This window comes from Rhodanobacter sp. C03 (assembly GCF_002001175.1).
GTDB lineage: Bacteria > Pseudomonadota > Gammaproteobacteria > Xanthomonadales > Rhodanobacteraceae > Rhodanobacter.
This window is the reverse complement of record NZ_MUNT01000001.1, coordinates 1,248,638-1,264,844: the sequence shown is the minus strand read 5'-3', so window position 1 is coordinate 1,264,844 and position 16,207 is coordinate 1,248,638. Positions and strand designations below refer to the sequence as shown.

The window sequence follows — 16,207 nt, the reverse complement described above, 5'->3', positions numbered from 1 at the left end:
GCTACTGGGGCAAGGTCATGACGGCCCCGCCAAAATCGGCACTCCTGCAACCCTTCGATCTAGGAAATCGCACTCCAGCCCCTGCTTCGACCCCTTACATCCGGCGCTGCCTTCGTGGCTAATGCACGATGCCCGGCTTCATCCCGGCCGGGCAGCTGCCCAGGTATGTCTGGTCACTGATCATCGTTTGATCCGTTTCGCCATTCATGGCGGGGGTGTAGCTGACATGGGATTCGGAGTGCACTGCCGCGTCACTCTGGAACGTGGTCGCTGCCTTCGAGTCAATCACCGTACCTGCGATGGCACAATGCATTGCGAGGGAATACACATTGCCACTGAGGCTTTCGTTGCTGATGGTGCAACCCTTCATATTTCTCATCACTGCCTCTCCCGCCTTGTCGGAAGCATGGTCGCGGCAAACCTTCATCGTGTTCTCGGACTTCTTGCCGCCTGGATTACCAATGGTCTGGATCCGGACCAGCCAGAGTCCTTCCTTCGTTGGTGGGTGATCGATGGCATAGGCCGTCCCAATCGGCATCGCGAGCACAGCCACAACGGAAATCATCAGCTTGTTCATCGCGGTTTCCTCCTTATCCAGGCAAGTGCCGCGTAGCCTACTCCCGATCAAGGCGGGGCAGAGCCCTTTTCCAATCCAGTGCACAGGGACCGACTCAGCGCGGTAATTCAGCCTGCCGTCCCTGCAGGAAGCGCCGGACGGCGGGGTCGCCGGCGAGGCCGATCGCGATGTCGAAGGCAGCGCGAGCTTCGGGGTAGGCATGGGTTCTGGTCAACAGCGTCGCGCGTGCTGCCCAGTAGGGTTGGTAGTCGACGAGCCGGCCGTCGGCAGCGAGTGCATCCACGATCTCGAGTGCGGCGCGCGGACCTTGCAGTTCCGCGATGGCCAGCGCGCGATTGAGGGCGACCACCGGCGAACCGGAAAGAGCGAGTAGTGCGTCGTAAATCTGTACCTCGGGCGTCCAGTCAGTGCGCCCGCTGCAGCGACGCTCGACATGCGCGGACTGCAGCGCCGCTTCGAGCTGATAACGACCGATGTGACCCAGCGCGCTTGCACGCAACAGCAGCGCTTCGGCCTCGGCGATCATCGCGGCATCCCACCGCGCGACATCCTGCTCGGCCAGCGGTACGTAGTCGCCGTCCGTATTGCGGCGCGCGCGGCGCCGTGCCTCCGCATGTAGCATGCAGGCCAGCAGGCCCAGCGCCTCTGGTTCCTGCGGCAGCAGCCCGGCCACCAGACCAGCGAGGAACAACGCTTCGGCGGTGAGATCACGCCGGATCACATCGGTGCCGCCGGGATCGCTCCAACCCTCCGCAAAGGCGGCGTAGATCGCATCCAGCACACCGTCCAGCCGTCCGGCCAGCTCGTCGCGTGTGGGGATGGCAAACGGGATGCCGGCCTCGCGGATCTTCTGTTTCGCCCGCCCCAGGCGTTTGCCCATGGCGTCAGGTGAAGCGAGAAACGCCGAGGCGATGGTCTTCGCATCCAGCCCGAGTACGGCCTGCAACATCAACGGCGCGCGGATGCCCGCATCGATGGCTGGATGCGCGCAGGCGAACAGCAGCGCCAGGCGCCGATCCGGAATGGCCGCGTCATCCATCACCGCCGATGTGGTCTCGCCGACCTCCGCCAGGATCTGCAACTGCACGGCCGCTGCTTCGCCACTGTGACGGCGCCGGATGCCATCGATCCCCTTGCGCCGGGCCACGGTCAGCAACCATGCCTCCGGATTCGCCGGACAACCGTTGAGCGGCCAGTCCGCCAACGCCGCGGCAAACGCTTCCGACAACGCATCCTCGGCCGCCGCCACGTCACGCATGGCGGCGGCCAGAAAGGCGATCAGCTTGCCGTAGCTGCGGCGCGCGACGGCGTCCGCGATACTGCGCGCCAGCGCCGCGCGACCCAACCCTACATGCTCCACACCGGCCGCACTTCGATCGTGCCATGGCTCGCCCCGGGGCAACGTGCCGTCCAGGCAAGCGCCGCATCCAGGTCAGGTACGTCGATCAGGTAGTAGCCGGCCAACTGCTCCTTGGAGTCGATGTAGGGGCCATCGAGCACCTGCGATTTGCCGTCCACCACATGCACGGTGGTTGCAGTCGTGCTGCTTTGCAGGCGGTTCGAGCCAACCAGTACACCCGCCGTCTTCAGCGCCTGCGTATACGCCCCATAGGCCGCGACACCCTGCTCCTGTTCGGCCGGCGTCATCTGCGACCATCCGTTCTCGTTTGAATACAGCATCAACAGATATTGCATCGGGATTCTCCGCATTGAGTAATCGGCAGGCAGTGTGCGCCGCCATTCCCATGACGCGCGAGGTTCGGTGATTTGGACAGCACCGATCTTATCGGAGGTCGACGCGGGCAAAAACGACCGATCCTTTTGTTCCCTGCATGGTGCCGATGCTCTGACACGACGTTGCGAAAATCGCCTTCGGTATGCTCGCATTGGAGAAGGAAAAGCTCTCAGGTCGTTCGCGCAAAGTCGCTGACCCAGTTCAGCTCCCAGGTCGCACCACCGTTCGCCGAGCAGGACTGTTCCCAGCGCGCCGAGTGCGGGGTGATGCGCGACCAGACCACGCGCGTCTTGATCGGACGGCCATCCAACTGGTCGTCGCCGATGAAGGTGCCGACGTCGCCCGTGCGGCGACCGCGCACGGGTGGCTCGATGACCGAGGGCGTCCCGCCATCGAGCCACCAGCTCAGCCACTGCCCGCTCGCCCGGTCGAAGGCGCGCAGGCCAATGCCGCGTATCGTGCCGGAGGGCAAGGCCATGACGTTGTCGCCTGCGTTGCCATACCCGCCAAGCACCGGCCAGTTGACCAGCGTGCCGCCGAAGCTGTCCCAGTCGCGATTGCCGACCAAACGGTGGCGAAGGCGGCGGTGCCGTACGTTCCACGACCCCACCAGGAAATCGAAGTCGTGCGGCGCACCCGCCAATCTGGGCAGCGGCGTCGGCACAGGCGAGGTACGCGTGAAGTAGTTGCGCCAGTTGACCTCCCAGCTGGCACCGTCGTCGGCGGAGAACGCCTGCTCCCACCATGGCCGTGAGCTGTGGATGTCGTTCCAGCGGAAGCGCATCGTGATCGGACGGCCCTTGAGCGTGTCATGCCCGACGAAGAGGCCGGTATCGCCGTGGAAGCCGCCCAGCACGGGTGGATCGATGTGCGCCGGGTTGCGCCCGTCGAGCCACCAGATCGACCACTTGCCGCTGTCGGGGTCGAACGCGCGCAAGGTGAGTCCACGGTAGGGATCGCCGGGCAGCTCGATCACGTTGTCGTCGATCGTTCCCAGACCACCCATGGTCAGCCACAACGCGCTGCGGCCGGTAAACGTCTGCCAATGTGTGTCGCCGGCCAGGCGTTCCTTCAACCGACGGTGCCACACGTCCCAGTTGCCGACCAGCCACGCCCAGTCGCGCATGTGATCGTCGTGTTCCATGAGCCTGCCGCTTGCCACCACGGGCGAACCAGGCCGCGCCCCGACCCACTCCGGCAGGCCAAGTACCGCGGCCCCGCCGGCCAGCGCCAGGGTCCTGAGGAACGTACGACGCGAAAACGGGATGGCAGGATGGGAAGGCATGAGACGGATCCTTGCGGAGGCGAGGAACAGGATCCTGATCATGGCGAATACGGCGCACGGTTGACCACGCGAAAGCGGACCTGCAGCATAAGGCAGACTTATGGTCGATCCGCACCGCTTCCCGTCCCTTTTGGCCATCCGTGCGTTCGAAGCCGCGGCCCGCCTGGGCAGTTTCGCGCGGGCGGCACAGGAACTCGACACCACAGCAGCATCCGTCAGCTACCACGTGCGCCGTCTTGAGGAGCAGATCGGCGTAAGGTTGTTTGCACGTTACCCGCAGCGGGTGGAACTGACCGAGCCCGGTCAGCTGGTCGCGCATGAAGCCATCAACGCCTTCGCCGCCTTGCGCGCCAGTTTCATCCGCGCCGCCAACGTGGACGAGGCGCGACTGTCGCTGACGACCCTGCCAACTCTTGGCACCAGCTGGCTGACACCGAAGCTCGGCCGCTTCCGCGCGAAACATCCGGAAATCGCACTCGACCTCGACCTGTCGCCAGACGCTCAAGACCTCAGCGCCGGTCATTTCGACGCAGCCATCCGCAACGGCCATGGCCGCTGGCCGGGTCTGCGCACGACCGAACTGCTTCCCAGCATCTTCATGCCGCTGTGCGCACCGGCGCTGAAGGACGCCGCCGCAAGCATCGCCGACCCGCGCCGTCCACTGGACGTTCCGCTACTAGGCCGGTCCGACTGGTGGACGCTGTGGTACCGCACACGGGGTTTCGACGACGTCGTCCTGCACGGCCGGTTCGGCACTCATCTGTCCGCCGAATACCTGGACATCGCTGCGGCGGTGGCCGGCCACGGCATCGCGATCGGCTCGCCAATCCTGTTCCGCAACGAGATCGAAGCCGGTCGACTGGTGCCAGCGCATGATGCCGTCGCCAGCGATGGCCGCGCCTTCTGGTTTACCTTCCCGATCGCCCGACAGCACAGCGGCAAGATCGCCATGTTTCGCGAATGGCTTTGCGACGAAGCGTCGCGCGATCGCGATGCCGCCCACCACTACATCCGCAGGGCGGTCATCGTCGAACCGTGACAACAGGTAGCGCCGGGCTGGTCAAGATTTTTCGGATAGCTCTGCGCGACAACTGCCCTCGTACCGGATTCGACTTCCTCCGCCCCATGGGTTCTGTATCAGGAATTCTCCCCGGCACCTTTTCTTTTCCACGACAAAAAAGTCAAAGCCGATCCTGACCCATCGTGACTACGCTCCGCGGAACCATTCAGAACGAACTCATCGGCGACTTCAGGAACGCGATCTCCTCCGGCGTCGAGCGTCGACCCAGGGTGGCGTTGCGGTGCGGAAAGCGGCCAAAGCGATCGATGATGACCTGATGCGCAATCGCGTACTCGGTCATTTCCGGATCGCCGAGCGGTTCAGTCAGATTGACTGACAGCTGCTGGTCGTGAACATCCTCGCTGTGCTCGAACGGGAGATAGAGGAAGCGCTTTTCCTGGACTGCCATCGTGGCGTCGTAACCTTGGTCGATGGCGGAGCGGGCGATCCGGCGCGCGAGCGGATCGGCAGCGTAGGCACGCGCATCATCGCGGAAGATATTGCGCGAAAACTGGTCGAGTACGATCACCGCGGCGAGCATGGTGCGTGGCGCCGCCAGTCCACGTTCCTCTTCCGCAAGCAGGTGTGCGTGCAAGTCGAAAAAATGATCGCGGATGCGCGCATCAAGCGCGTCATTCTTCTTGAACCAGTCGGCATGCGAGAGCTCCTCAAACCAGAAGCGCAGAACATCGCCGACCCACGCTGGCTCGATGGCTTCGGATTCATGCGTGCTAGCTGACATCATTCCTCCAGGTCGCGGGTTCAAGTCGGCAAGCCGGCCAGCAGCAGGCTTTCGGCCAGGTGCTCGGCATCGGCCGTTTTTTTGTACGGCTCCTTGCTCATGAAATGTCGCATGGAGAAATCGGGTTTCATCGCCACGCAGGTGGACGCGCTGGTGCGGGCCTGGTCCATGTTCCCGAGCCGGGCATGGCAGCAGGCAGAAAACGCGGCGGACCGGTAGTGGCTGGCGGACAGGTGTTCGAACATCGCCAGTGCTTCCTCGTCCCGATGCAGGCTCATGAGTGCCTGGCCGATCGAGCGCCAATACCATGGCTGATCGAAGTACGGATCAATCTCCTTGGCCCGCTTGAACCACGCCAATGCTTCTTCGGGCTGACCGAGATAGATCAGGATGATGCCCATATCGGCGTTGTTCCATTGGTTGTTCGGATTGATCTCGATTGCCCGCTGCATGTGTTGCAGTGCCATGTCGAACGAGCGCCGCAGCAGGCAGACCTGCGCCATGATGGAAAAGCAGGTGCTGTCGTTTTCGTCCAGTTCGACCGCCCGCCGTGCCAGCACATACGCTTCCGCGAGAAGCGCGTCCGAGTCGTCTGGACCGTCGCGCCACTGCCCGGAGCGGATGGAGGCCAGTAACGCGTGGGCCATGCCATAGCCGGAATCGAGCTCGATAGCTTTCTCGAACAGCTTCTTCGCTTCCTCCGCACCACCCGGATCGTCCCAGGACAATGCATTGCCCTTCAGCACGTATTCGTAGGCCGCGAGATTCGCCGGATTCTTGCGCGCCCGTTCGGCATGCGACACCTGCACGCGACCGACGAGCGTGCTGACGATCGTTCGCACGACCTCATCCTGCACGTTGAAGATGTCGGCCGACTCACGGTCGAATTTCTCGGCCCAGATGTGGTCGCCAGTTTCGGTGTCGATCAATTGTGCGGTGATGCGGATGCGTTCGCCCATGCGCCGGATGCCGCCCTCGACGATGAAACGCACATTCAATTCGCGGGCCACGAGTTTCACATCGACAGCGTCGCCGCGGTAGCGAAACGACGCCGAGCGCGAACGCACCGCAAGGAAACGCCAACGCGACAGCTCGGTAATGATGTCCTCGGTGATGCCGTCACTCAGGTATTGCTGCCCGGGATCGGCGCTCAGGTTCCCGAACGGCAGCACGCAGATGGCCACGCGTGTGGATGCGACGCCTGGAACAGACGGTAGCGGAACGGACTTCACCGACTCAGGTGGGCGCCCGGCATGCCGGGCGATCTGGCCTTCGAGTGCCTGCAGCAGTTCATTGAGTTGCGGGCCGCCAGCGGACACCGCCGCATCGTCGAGTTCGATGGTATGGAATGCGCGCACATCGATCGGCAGAATCGCGTTATCGAATCGCACGGGAACGAGGATGTCGCGATCGGCGGCGTCACGCGCCTCGCCGCGAACCCAGCGCGAATCTACCGAATGCGCGGTCCAGACGACCAGGACAGCGGCAGCGATCTTCAGTTCGGCATCGATCTGGCGGTCGAACTCCTGGCCGGGAAGGATTTCCGGATCCCACCAGACCGACCACCCCCGCGCCTCGATCGCCGCCACGAGCGGTGCGACGCGAGCCTTGTCGCGGCGGGAGTAGGAAACGAAGACATCGGCCATGCCTGTGCCACCTTCGATCGTGCCGGTCGCCGCAATCCGTTCGGCCCGCAATCACCCCGCCGCCATGCGCATGACAGCGGCAGGAGCGGCGTTACATATTGCGCCGGCATTTCCCACCCACGCCATACAACGCGTGGCCGATCTGCCCTAGGCCATGCGTCTTCACCGCTTCCATCGGCGATTCGAAGCGCGTTCTGGCGATTGCGAGCGGGTTTCAGCAGGCAGTCCAGGGGACATTCCGAAGGAACAACCAGGAATTGCCCCTGACACCTTTTGTTTTCAGTGCGTCACTGCAGCCGGCGAGCGCTCGAAACTGCCCGCATAGCCGGGAAACACCACCGGGCTTTCGTAGCCGTCGGCAGAGACGGACGACACGCCGAAATACCAGTCGTCGATCACCACGTCCTTGATGACAGCATGGTCGACGTCGCCGACAGCTCGCGCGAACTGCCATTGCGGCGCAGTGGTATCGCGCCAGTGCACGCGGTAGCCGGCCGCCGCAGGCACCTTGTGCCATGTCACCGTGGTGTCGGTAGCCAGAGAGCCGGCGATGTCGACACCCGTGGGCGGTGCGGGCGCCCGGCTCAAAGCCGCCATCGTGATCGTGTTGAGTGCCGTGACATGCGCCAAATAGCGGAAGTCAATGCCGTCGATCGTGTCGCCGTAATGAACGCCGCGATCGTGGTCGGTATTGCCGACACGCAGATCCTGATGCTGGCGCGTGTAATCCTCGTGGCCTTCGCTTACGCGTACTGCCGGGAAGCCCGCTTCGAGGAACGGCACCTGATCCCCGCCCCGGCTGTAGCGATCGGTGCGATAGACCATGTGCACATGGAAATCCGGCAGGTACTGCCCCGCCAGCTGCGACATCAGGCGTGCGAGATTGCGCGAGGGCGAATCCACCTCGCCACCATGGTAGCGACGGTAGTTGGCCTGCGCGGGCGTTTCGTTGCTCTTGGTGCCTTCGGAGAACACGCGTACGACAGTATTGTCCCGCACGCCGTTCTGACCCCGGCTGTTACCGACGATGTCGTTGTTGAGATCGGCCTCGACGGCCCAACCCTTCGCGACCGCGTAGTCGGCCAGCACCTTGCCGCCGTACAGCCCCTGTTCTTCGCCGGATACCGCGGCGAACACCAGGGTGGCCTGGTTGTCCTGCTTCGACAGCAGGCGTGCCGCCTCGATCAGCGCAGCCACACCGGAAGCGTCGTCATTCGCTCCGGGCGCATCGCTGGTGGCATTCATGACATCGGTGACGCGCGAATCCAGATGGCCGGTCATCACGATCACCCGTTGCGGATCGGTGCTGCCGCGCTTGATCGCGACCACGTCCATCACGTCGGTGGGCTGCGGTACGCGCTTGCCGGTGAACGTTTGTGCCGGCGTAACCACCTCGATGCAGCCGCCGCAATCATGTGAAATCTGCTCGAAGCGGGCTTTCACCCAGCGCCGCGCGGCGCCAATGCCACGCTTGTCTGACCGGGTATCGGACAAGGTGTGGCGTGTGCCGAAACCCACCAGGCGGCCGATCGTCGCATGCAGCTCGGCCTCGCTCGGCGCCGCCGCCAGCGCATGCAGTTGCAGCTGTTCGCGCGGTTCGGCCGTTGTCTGGGCCTGGCAGGCAAAGACAACACCGAGCAATACGAGCGTGAGCAGCCGCTGGCAACCGATCATGGGGAACCTCCTCCGGGAAAGCGCCGACCTTACTACGCTTGCGGTCCACGCCTCACAACCCAGACACATCCACCTTGACCAGCTTGGCAATAATCGTGTCAGCGACAATTTGAACGACCCGGTGGCCGGCCGGCAGCACCGGGATTTGTCCCCGACACCTTTTCCATCACGGTCAGCCATCGTGGCTCACCTTGGCCGAGTGCTTTTCAACGCCCTGCTAGACTCTGTCAGCCGGCTCCCGCCGAGGTTTCGTCGGGGTACGGAGGGTGCGGAATTCTCCACAAGTCTTGCAGGGGTTGGGTGTCATGGCCATGCCGTTGTCGTGGAAAATCGGAGCCGGCGTGGCGGGTTTGATCGTCGCCGTGTTTGCCTGGAATGGGCTTTCCCAATACCTTGCGGCGCGCCACGCCGATGAGCTCATGCGCGATTCCGCTCGCGCCGCCGCGCTGGATGCACAACAGGCCAAGGCGCACGCCGAGCAATACCATGCACAGCTGGCGGCCAATCTGAAGCAGCAGCGTGAGGACTTGTCCAACACGTACCAGCAGGTGAACGAGCAGGCGCGGCAATACCAGGCCGAACAGGCCATGCGCCTGGACAAGCAGCACCAGGAAGACCTTCGCGTACAGGCGAGTTACCGGCTGGACCAGAACCAGCAGTGCGCCGACGGCATCGTGATCAACCGCAGCGGCTCAAGCTTCACGCAAGCTGTCGGCAAGGATGGCGGGCCGATTCCATGCAAAGGTGATCTGGCGACCGAACCGCTGCGCTGATCCTGCAGCGCCATCGGCACGGCTGCGTCAGGTATTGTCCCTGACACCTTCTCGCTTCCGGCAATCCGACGGCATGACCTCGACCGAAAAGCGCAGTACCCCCGAAATCTCGCGTGCCTCCATGGTGGTCGCAGCGCTGTCGACGGTGGTGGAGTGGTACGACTTCACGCTCTACCTGTATTTCGCCACGGTGCTGTCGCGGGTGTTCTTTGGTGGCGGCGCCAACTCGCTGCTGGCCACACTCGCCGGGTTCGCCATTTCCTATGGCATGCGGCCACTGGGCGCGATGGTGTTCGGACATATCGGCGACCGTGTCGGGCGGCAGCGCACGCTGGTGCTGTCGATGATGCTGATGACGCTGGCGATGCTCGCAACGGCGTTGCTGCCTGACTATGCCGCGATCGGGCCGGCGGCGGGCGCCCTGCTATTGCTGCTGCGCTGTTTCATGGCGTTCTCTGTCGGCGGCGAATATACGGGCGTAGTCGCCTACCTGCTGGAAGGCGCACGCGAGGACCGGCGTGGCTTGATTACCTCGCTGGCCTCCGCTGCCAGCGAGGTCGGCGCGCTGTTCGCCGTGACGATCGCCGCACTGACGGTCGGCGCGATGAGCACCACCCGTCTCGACGCATGGGGCTGGCGCATTCCGTTCTTCGTGGGCGCGGCGCTGGCCGGCTGCGTCTGGTTCGCCCGATCCACCATGGAGGAATCGCCGGATTTCCTGCGACAAGTGAAGCAGCGGAGCGTGCCCACGTCCCCGCTCCGCTACACGCTCATCCATCACCGGCCAGCACTGTTGCGTACCTTCGCCATCTCGGCGCTTGGCTCGATCACGTATTACGTCGGCATCACCTATGTGCCAGCTTTCCTGAGCTCGTCGGGCATCCTCGCCGAAGGCCGCTCGCTGTGGCTGTCGACCGTTGCCGCGGTGGCAGTGATCCTGGTCACACCGCTGGCCGGTGCGCTCTCCGACCGGGTCGGACGCAGACCGGTGCTGATCTGGCTGGGCATCGCCGGCATGCTGCTGCCGCTGTCGATGTTCGGCCTGATGGCAGGCGGCGGCGAACTGCACATTGCCGCCAGCGCGATCGTGCTGGCCTGCCTCGCCGGCGGCGTGAGTGCGGTAGGCGCCCCGGCGACCGCCGAGCAGTTTCCCGGCGAAGGCCGACTCAGTGGGTTGGCCCTGGGCGTGACCGTCGCCACCGCCATCTTCGGCGGCCTGACACCTTTTCTCGCCGAGCTGTTCGTCCGGATGACCGGATGGATCGCCCTGCCCGGCGCCATGATCGCCGTCGTCGCCCTGGCTGTGATGCCCGTGTTGCTGACCATGCCGGAGACGCAACCGGGACTGGCCAGAGCGCATGCCCGAGAGCAGCCCACAAAAGAGGTCCCGGAGAACTAGCCAGCAAAGAGCTGCCGCTGACCTCGACAGCGAAATGGCGACACCGTTTTTGCATGCCCGGCTAACGCGCCAGCTTCTCCGCCACGGCACGGCAGTCGTAAGGTGCGTCTCTCGCCGTGCAGAAATCCGGCCACTTCGTCGCCTTCCAGATCGCGACGAGGCCCAGCTTCGCGGCCAGCGGCATGAAGCGTGGATCGGCGCGGAACTTCGCAGCGTAGGGTACAAAGAACGGCCACGGATTTCGGGCGTAAGGCGCGTTGCGCAGAGGCGTTCGCATCTCGCCGAGACTGGCATAGGCATCGTCGACGCGACCGATCGCCATGAAGTTGGTCGCCGCGTTGAAAGCACCTTCCGGGCCGACATAAAGCGCCTTGATCGCACCAGCCGCCGCCTCGACCGTGGCTGGCGACGGATGCGCCCTGGCATTCGCCTCCAATCGGTCCAAGTGCAGGCGCGCCTGATTTTGGCCCGCCGTGAGTACGGGATCGTCAAGCGTCGCGGCGGCCTTTGCCGGGTCGGCGTAGCGCACCGCCAGGATCATCGCAAAACCCTTGAATGCATTGTTATCGGGCCAGGTCTTCAGCGCCGTGGCCAGCATCGCCTGCGCCTCGTCGACGTGATCGAGGTCCGCCAACGTCTCGATGACCTTCATCGTCTTGGGCCAGAATTGCGGTCCCGAATTGGCTCCGCGCATCGCATAATCGAGCGCTTCGCGAGTGCGGCCGACGCTGATGAGGTTGGATGCGTAGAAGTAGTTTCCGATCGGATCGTCCGGGTTGAGCGTCAGTGCTTGCGTGAGGTCAGCCTGCGCCGCCGACCATTCGCTGATCTGCGTCTTGATCATGCCGCGTCCCACCCAGGCGGCCGAGTTGCGTGGATCGATCGCGAGCGCGCGTGCCGCGGCATCCAGCGCTTCCTTGCGTGCAGCAGGCTCGTCGTCATCACTTTCCCCGACGATGAAGCCGTTCATTTCGGCCAGCGTGCCCCAGCCCTGCGCGAAATCGGGGGCCAGTCGGGTGACGTCACGCAGCAGCTTGCGGGTTTGCAGGTCGTCGCCGCTCGGCAGCGCTTCGCAAGCCTGCAGATAGACCTTGAGTGCCTCGACGCTGACGATCGAGCGGTCGCGCGCAGTCTCGTCGAGCGCGCAAACGAACACCGCGCCCATGCGTACCTCGGCCTCGTGATGCATGGCGTCGGCCTCGGCGATCGGCCGCGTCAGGTTGGTCGACCAGATGATCGCGCCATCCGCCGCCGAGTTCAGCGTCAGCGTCGCGCGCAGGCTGCCCGCCTCGCTACGGACGCTGCCGTTCAACGTGAAATCGGTGGCGTTGGCGGCGGGAGCTCCTGCGGCTGTCCCGTCGAGCACCCGCAGCGTGGAGCCGCCGGACGTGACGATTTGCGCGAGATCGGCGGCAAAGCCCTGCGAGAAGGACGCCGACGCCTGATCACCGGGCAGCGTATCGAACGCAGCGACACGGATGCTCGGCGCTCCGCCATGATCGACCTTCGGCCAGTAGACGAAAAACGCGGCCAGCAACGCGACGATGGCGAATGCGGCGACGATCAGCGTCCTTCGACTCAGCCAGCCCGGCAGGCGAGCGCGTCGGTCGCGCAGCAGCGGCTCGGTCGCAGGTCCCTGCGTGTCCAGCCATTCGATCAGCTTGCACCACGCCGGATCGTTCGGCGACTCGCGCCAGCGCGACAGGTCGATGGACTGTTTCAACATGAAGGCCAGCGGGACGGTGCACGGTTCGATCAGGACCGGCACGAGCTTGGAACGGTCCTGTGCGTAATGCGCCTCGCTGCGAACCCAGTCGGACGCGACCGAGCGCGTCGACCACAGGACGATGACGCTCGCCGCCGCCGCGATCTCCTGCTCGATCGTCGCATCCCATGCCTGGCGCGGAGTCAGGCCTTCGTCCCACCATACCGTCCGGCCGCTCTTGCGCAGCGCAGCGACGATCAAGCCGGCCCGGGCGCGATCCTCTCGCTTGTAGCTAAGAAAGATATCCGCCACGCCGATACCCGCGTCCCATGGTCCCCCGATCATCGTAGCAGGCCCATGCGATCGCGAAGTCAGGAACAATTTGGCGAATGCGATGGCAGTCTGACCGACTAAATCAAGACTTGCCCCTGGCAACTTTCTTGCCGGCAGACGCATTCAATGCCGCTGCGGCGCGAATCAACGCCTTCAACGCCTTTTCATCGATCTTGTCGCCTTTGTGGAAATCGATGGCGCGCCGGGTGTTGCCGTCGAGACTGGAGTTGAAGAGGCCTGACGGATCCTCCAATGAGGCGCCCTTGGCGAAGGTCATCTTCACGGCGTTCTTGTAGCTCTCGCCGGTGCAGATCATTCCACCGTGGTACCACACCGGAACCCCTCGCCACTTCCACTCCTCGACCACGTCGGGAACGGCTAGTTTGATGATCGCGCGAACGTGGGCGAGCGTCTCGCCACGCCAATCGCCGAGTTCCTTGATCCGCGCATCAATCAGCTTGGAGGGAGCGTCGCCTGAGCTTGCTTCTTTCGCGCCGCTCTTCTCGTTCTTCATGAGCGTCGCTCCTGCACGCGCAGAAGGTTACCCGCGGGATCGCGCACAGCGCAGTCGCGAACGCCGTACGGCTGCTGGGTCGGTTCCTCGACGATCTCGGCGCCGCTGGCCTGGATCCGCTCGAAGGCGGCGTCGAGGTCTTTGGTAGCCAGCAGCATGATGGCGTAGGTGCCCTTGGCCATCATCTCGGTGATAGTGCGTTTCTCGTCATCGGTGACGCCTGGGCTGGCGGCCGGCGGATACAGGACGATGGACGTGCCGGGCTGGTCGGGCGGCCCGACCGTGATCCAGCGCATCCCGTTGTAGCCGACATCGTTGCGCACCTCGAAGCCCAGAGTGTCGCGATAGAACGCCAGCGAGGCGTCCGGGTCGGTTTGCGGAAGAAAGCTCGCGTGAATATTGATATCCATGGTCGTCGTGCTCGATGTGAGTGGAGCCGTCATGCTAGATCCGGCTCGGTGTTCTGCGCTTCTCCATTCCTGATCGGTTGCGTCCTGACCGGTCGCGTCACTTGTCTCGCCACGCAGGATGGCATGCCCGCGGTCGCGGCCGCCGCGTCACGCCGATACACGCTGGGCGGTACTCCAGCCAGCTCGGTGAAGCGCGTGCTGAAGGTGCCCAGCGATGCGCAGCCGACCGCGAAGCAGACATCGGTGACGCTGAGGTCGCCACGACGCAGCAGCGCCATCGCGCGCTCGATGCGCCGGGTCATCAGATAGCTGTAGGGCGACTCACCGAAGGCGAGCTTGAACTGGCGGCTGAGATGCCCGGCCGACATGTGCACGCCGCAGGCGAGTGCCTCGACGTCCAGCGGCTGCGCGTATTCCCGATCGATCCGGTCACGCACGCGACGCAACCGCGCGAGGTCGCGCAGGTGCTGTGCAGCGGGTGGTTTGCTCGTCATCTGAGTGATCGTCCCACTTGGCGCCTGAGTGCTCAAGTCCATAACAAACAGCCAATTAGGAAGCGAACCTGAACCTAACCCTGCTTTTGCGCAGGTAAGTGACCCTGACCCCGTTTTTGCATGCCGTTTGGGGGGTAGGCTGACCCTCCGTCTGACAGAACTGGAGTCCCGCCATGGCCTTGTGGAAAGAACCCGTCAAGACCTCCGCTGCCGAAACGCCCGAAGCCATGGACCTGGCGCGCCTCGGCATCCCGGACACGAAACCCGAAGCGCAAACGCCAGTGCAGCCCGCATTCCGCCCCACGCCCACGCCTGCGCAGGGCAAGCCCAAGACCGAATCGCTGATCGCGCCCGATATCACCATCGAGGGCAAGATCGAAGGTGCGGGCCATGTGCGCATCGCCGGCAGCTTCAAGGGCGACATCAACGTGCGCGGCGACCTCACCATCGAGCAAGGCGCCAAGGTGACCGGCAGCGTGCGCGCCGAGAAGGTCATCATCGCGGGCGAACTGATCGGCAACATCGAATCCGCGGCGCACGTGGAATTGCAGCAGAGCGGCGCGCTGACCGGCGACCTGAAGGCAGGCTCGCTCAGCGTGGCGGCAGGTTCGCGCATGCGCGGCCAGGCCGAGTTCGGCTGGGACGACGCGAAGGACGGCAGCAGCGCGCACAAGACCCAGGGACACAACGGCACAGCTTCGTGACCAGCGCAAACTCGGGCGCGGCGGGGGCGACGCGCACCTGTCCGCACTGCCGGGAGACCATCCTGGAAAGTGCGGAAGTGTGTCCCGCCTGTCGCCACAAGCTGCGCTTCAGTGAGACCACCAGCGCTACCAAAGCGCCAGCGTCCGTGCCGCTGCGCGTGGAAGGCAGCTTTCGCAATCCCGCCGACAGCGGTGCGTGGGAATACTCGATGGTGCTGACCATCCGCAACGAACGCGGCGAGGAGATCGCGCGCAAGCTGGTGGGCGTCGGCGCCATGCAGCCGGACGAACAACGTACCTTTACCCTGAGCGTCGAGATGAACCCCGCCAGCGCGGGCGGCAAGCGCAACACATGGCATTGATGCCACATGCACTCTCAGCCGCTAACGCGGGGCGGCGCCGCTGCCGCTACATCGCCGGCGCGGGCGTTCCGTCAGACCACTTGCCGGCCGAAACCATGAACACTCTTATTTTCTCGGGAACCTGAAACTGCGGGTTCAGCATGATCGGAGAGCCTGACAAGTCGGCACCCCAGTCCGCTTCAAGTGGCACATAGAACATCAGGTGAGGCATCCAGTGCCCCACGCCATCATTCAGGTAGCCCTGCTTCGACATCATGTAGCACATCGCGCCAGGTTCCAGCGGTGGCAACTGCTTGCTGGCGAGTGCAGCCTTGATGCCTTCCATGATTTGACTCCTGGATTGTCCGGCGAGAGCCAGCTCGGTCCTCTTGTAGGTTATCGGCAGGATGGATCGTGCCGCCTGCGGGTTGAAGCAGGTGGGTCCACGCAACTTGGGATTCCAGAATTCCGGAAAATCGAACTGTGCAGACCAGGACCGATCGACCATGCATACAAAGCCGTTCTTGCCTTCGACCGCGGTGACATAGCCATGCGGCCCGAGCACGAGGATCGTGGCTTCCGCGGAAATGGCCTTGGGCGCCGCGCTTCGCGCCAATGCGATTTCCGCATCGCGATCCGCCATCAGGTATTGGGATAGCGGCGCCATGCTCGGATAGGCAGGTTGCGGATTTTTAGCTGCCGAACTATCAGCAACGGCTATGGCCAAAAGCAGGCTTAGCACCACGCCAATCTTCAAGCGGCCGGCATCTTGCTTCATCTCATTTCTCCCGATCGGATAAGGCGCCAGTGAGAGA

The 16,207-nt window shown here is 64.1% G+C and carries 17 protein-coding genes; 5 read left to right on the top strand and 12 right to left on the bottom strand.

Going from position 1 to position 16,207, the window contains the following annotated elements:
* Window positions 1-118: 118 nt before the first annotated feature.
* The 4 genes from B0E48_RS05415 to B0E48_RS05400 form a co-directional block, all read right to left on the bottom strand.
* On the bottom strand, window positions 119-577 hold the full coding sequence (locus tag B0E48_RS05415) for a DUF3617 family protein (protein WP_168170289.1): 459 nt from the start codon (window positions 575-577) through the stop codon (window positions 119-121).
* 94 nt (window positions 578-671) lie between these two features.
* Complete coding sequence (locus B0E48_RS05410; RefSeq protein WP_077516585.1) at window positions 672-1,922, bottom strand: DUF6596 domain-containing protein; 1,251 nt, start codon at window positions 1,920-1,922, stop codon at window positions 672-674.
* Window positions 1,923-1,924: 2 nt separating this feature from the next.
* Window positions 1,925-2,272, bottom strand: coding sequence for a YciI family protein (locus B0E48_RS05405; protein ID WP_077516583.1), 348 nt, complete (start codon window positions 2,270-2,272; stop codon window positions 1,925-1,927).
* A gap of 209 nt (window positions 2,273-2,481) precedes the next feature.
* Complete coding sequence (locus B0E48_RS05400) at window positions 2,482-3,597, bottom strand: twin-arginine translocation signal domain-containing protein (protein ID WP_077516581.1); 1,116 nt, start codon at window positions 3,595-3,597, stop codon at window positions 2,482-2,484.
* A gap of 100 nt (window positions 3,598-3,697) precedes the next feature.
* Between B0E48_RS05400 and B0E48_RS05395 the strand changes: the two genes are divergently transcribed.
* Window positions 3,698-4,636: a LysR substrate-binding domain-containing protein gene (locus B0E48_RS05395; protein WP_077516579.1), complete on the top strand. Its 939-nt coding sequence runs from the start codon at window positions 3,698-3,700 to the stop codon at window positions 4,634-4,636.
* Window positions 4,637-4,823: 187 nt separating this feature from the next.
* Here B0E48_RS05395 and B0E48_RS05390 read toward each other — a convergent pair whose 3' ends face one another.
* The 3 genes from B0E48_RS05390 to B0E48_RS05380 form a co-directional block, all read right to left on the bottom strand.
* Complete coding sequence (locus tag B0E48_RS05390) at window positions 4,824-5,399, bottom strand: DUF924 family protein (RefSeq protein ID WP_077517016.1); 576 nt, start codon at window positions 5,397-5,399, stop codon at window positions 4,824-4,826.
* 20 nt (window positions 5,400-5,419) lie between these two features.
* The gene (locus tag B0E48_RS05385; RefSeq protein ID WP_139350151.1) at window positions 5,420-7,045 is read right to left on the bottom strand and encodes a TIR domain-containing protein; all 1,626 of its coding nucleotides are present in this window, start codon (window positions 7,043-7,045) and stop codon (window positions 5,420-5,422) included.
* Window positions 7,046-7,324: 279 nt separating this feature from the next.
* Window positions 7,325-8,719: a M20/M25/M40 family metallo-hydrolase gene (locus B0E48_RS05380; protein ID WP_077516575.1), complete on the bottom strand. Its 1,395-nt coding sequence runs from the start codon at window positions 8,717-8,719 to the stop codon at window positions 7,325-7,327.
* Window positions 8,720-9,138: 419 nt separating this feature from the next.
* Here B0E48_RS05380 and B0E48_RS05375 point away from each other — a divergent pair, with 419 nt between their 5' ends.
* Complete coding sequence (locus B0E48_RS05375; RefSeq protein ID WP_254423852.1) at window positions 9,139-9,492, top strand: hypothetical protein; 354 nt, start codon at window positions 9,139-9,141, stop codon at window positions 9,490-9,492.
* Between the two features lie 73 nt (window positions 9,493-9,565).
* Window positions 9,566-10,891 carry an MFS transporter gene (locus B0E48_RS05370; RefSeq protein ID WP_077516571.1) on the top strand — a complete coding sequence of 442 codons (1,326 nt, stop codon included), beginning with the start codon at window positions 9,566-9,568 and terminating at the stop codon, window positions 10,889-10,891.
* Between the two features lie 61 nt (window positions 10,892-10,952).
* Here the strand turns inward: B0E48_RS05370 and B0E48_RS05365 are convergent, their stop codons facing one another.
* The 4 genes from B0E48_RS05365 to B0E48_RS05350 all read right to left on the bottom strand — a co-directional run bounded on the left by B0E48_RS05365 (window position 10,953) and on the right by B0E48_RS05350 (window position 14,347).
* Window positions 10,953-12,941 (bottom strand): TIR domain-containing protein, encoded by a 1,989-nt coding sequence (locus B0E48_RS05365; protein ID WP_168170288.1) that lies wholly within the window; start codon window positions 12,939-12,941, stop codon window positions 10,953-10,955.
* Between the two features lie 70 nt (window positions 12,942-13,011).
* Window positions 13,012-13,443, bottom strand: coding sequence for a DUF1801 domain-containing protein (locus B0E48_RS05360; RefSeq protein WP_077516567.1), 432 nt, complete (start codon window positions 13,441-13,443; stop codon window positions 13,012-13,014).
* Entirely contained in the window at window positions 13,440-13,853 is a 414-nt protein-coding gene (locus tag B0E48_RS05355) for a VOC family protein (protein WP_077516565.1), read from the bottom strand. The genes B0E48_RS05360 and B0E48_RS05355 overlap by 4 nt, the downstream gene beginning before the upstream one ends.
* A 29-nt stretch (window positions 13,854-13,882) precedes the next feature.
* Window positions 13,883-14,347 (bottom strand): helix-turn-helix transcriptional regulator, encoded by a 465-nt coding sequence (locus B0E48_RS05350; RefSeq protein ID WP_077516563.1) that lies wholly within the window; start codon window positions 14,345-14,347, stop codon window positions 13,883-13,885.
* Between the two features lie 173 nt (window positions 14,348-14,520).
* Here B0E48_RS05350 and B0E48_RS05345 point away from each other — a divergent pair, with 173 nt between their 5' ends.
* Window positions 14,521-15,051, top strand: coding sequence for a polymer-forming cytoskeletal protein (locus B0E48_RS05345; RefSeq protein WP_077516561.1), 531 nt, complete (start codon window positions 14,521-14,523; stop codon window positions 15,049-15,051).
* Window positions 15,048-15,413, top strand: coding sequence for a hypothetical protein (locus tag B0E48_RS05340; protein ID WP_077516559.1), 366 nt, complete (start codon window positions 15,048-15,050; stop codon window positions 15,411-15,413). The genes B0E48_RS05345 and B0E48_RS05340 overlap by 4 nt, the downstream gene beginning before the upstream one ends.
* A gap of 46 nt (window positions 15,414-15,459) precedes the next feature.
* Here the strand turns inward: B0E48_RS05340 and B0E48_RS05335 are convergent, their stop codons facing one another.
* Entirely contained in the window at window positions 15,460-16,170 is a 711-nt protein-coding gene (locus tag B0E48_RS05335; protein ID WP_077517014.1) for a hypothetical protein, read from the bottom strand.
* Window positions 16,171-16,207 lie beyond the last annotated feature (37 nt).

Coding starts and splice junctions, on each gene's coding strand:
- B0E48_RS05350 (WP_077516563.1), bottom strand. CDS start 14,347: ATGACGAGCAAACCACCCGCTGCACAGCACCTGCGCGACCTCGCGCGG.
- B0E48_RS05385 (WP_139350151.1), bottom strand. CDS start 7,045: ATGGCCGATGTCTTCGTTTCCTACTCCCGCCGCGACAAGGCTCGCGTC.
- B0E48_RS05370 (WP_077516571.1), top strand. CDS start 9,566: ATGACCTCGACCGAAAAGCGCAGTACCCCCGAAATCTCGCGTGCCTCC.
- B0E48_RS05355 (WP_077516565.1), bottom strand. CDS start 13,853: ATGGATATCAATATTCACGCGAGCTTTCTTCCGCAAACCGACCCGGAC.
- B0E48_RS05395 (WP_077516579.1), top strand. CDS start 3,698: ATGGTCGATCCGCACCGCTTCCCGTCCCTTTTGGCCATCCGTGCGTTC.
- B0E48_RS05415 (WP_168170289.1), bottom strand. CDS start 577: ATGAACAAGCTGATGATTTCCGTTGTGGCTGTGCTCGCGATGCCGATT.
- B0E48_RS05380 (WP_077516575.1), bottom strand. CDS start 8,719: ATGATCGGTTGCCAGCGGCTGCTCACGCTCGTATTGCTCGGTGTTGTC.
- B0E48_RS05375 (WP_254423852.1), top strand. CDS start 9,139: ATGCGCGATTCCGCTCGCGCCGCCGCGCTGGATGCACAACAGGCCAAG.
- B0E48_RS05390 (WP_077517016.1), bottom strand. CDS start 5,399: ATGTCAGCTAGCACGCATGAATCCGAAGCCATCGAGCCAGCGTGGGTC.
- B0E48_RS05360 (WP_077516567.1), bottom strand. CDS start 13,443: ATGAAGAACGAGAAGAGCGGCGCGAAAGAAGCAAGCTCAGGCGACGCT.
- B0E48_RS05345 (WP_077516561.1), top strand. CDS start 14,521: ATGGCCTTGTGGAAAGAACCCGTCAAGACCTCCGCTGCCGAAACGCCC.
- B0E48_RS05405 (WP_077516583.1), bottom strand. CDS start 2,272: ATGCAATATCTGTTGATGCTGTATTCAAACGAGAACGGATGGTCGCAG.
- B0E48_RS05400 (WP_077516581.1), bottom strand. CDS start 3,597: ATGCCTTCCCATCCTGCCATCCCGTTTTCGCGTCGTACGTTCCTCAGG.
- B0E48_RS05335 (WP_077517014.1), bottom strand. CDS start 16,170: ATGAAGCAAGATGCCGGCCGCTTGAAGATTGGCGTGGTGCTAAGCCTG.
- B0E48_RS05365 (WP_168170288.1), bottom strand. CDS start 12,941: ATGATCGGGGGACCATGGGACGCGGGTATCGGCGTGGCGGATATCTTT.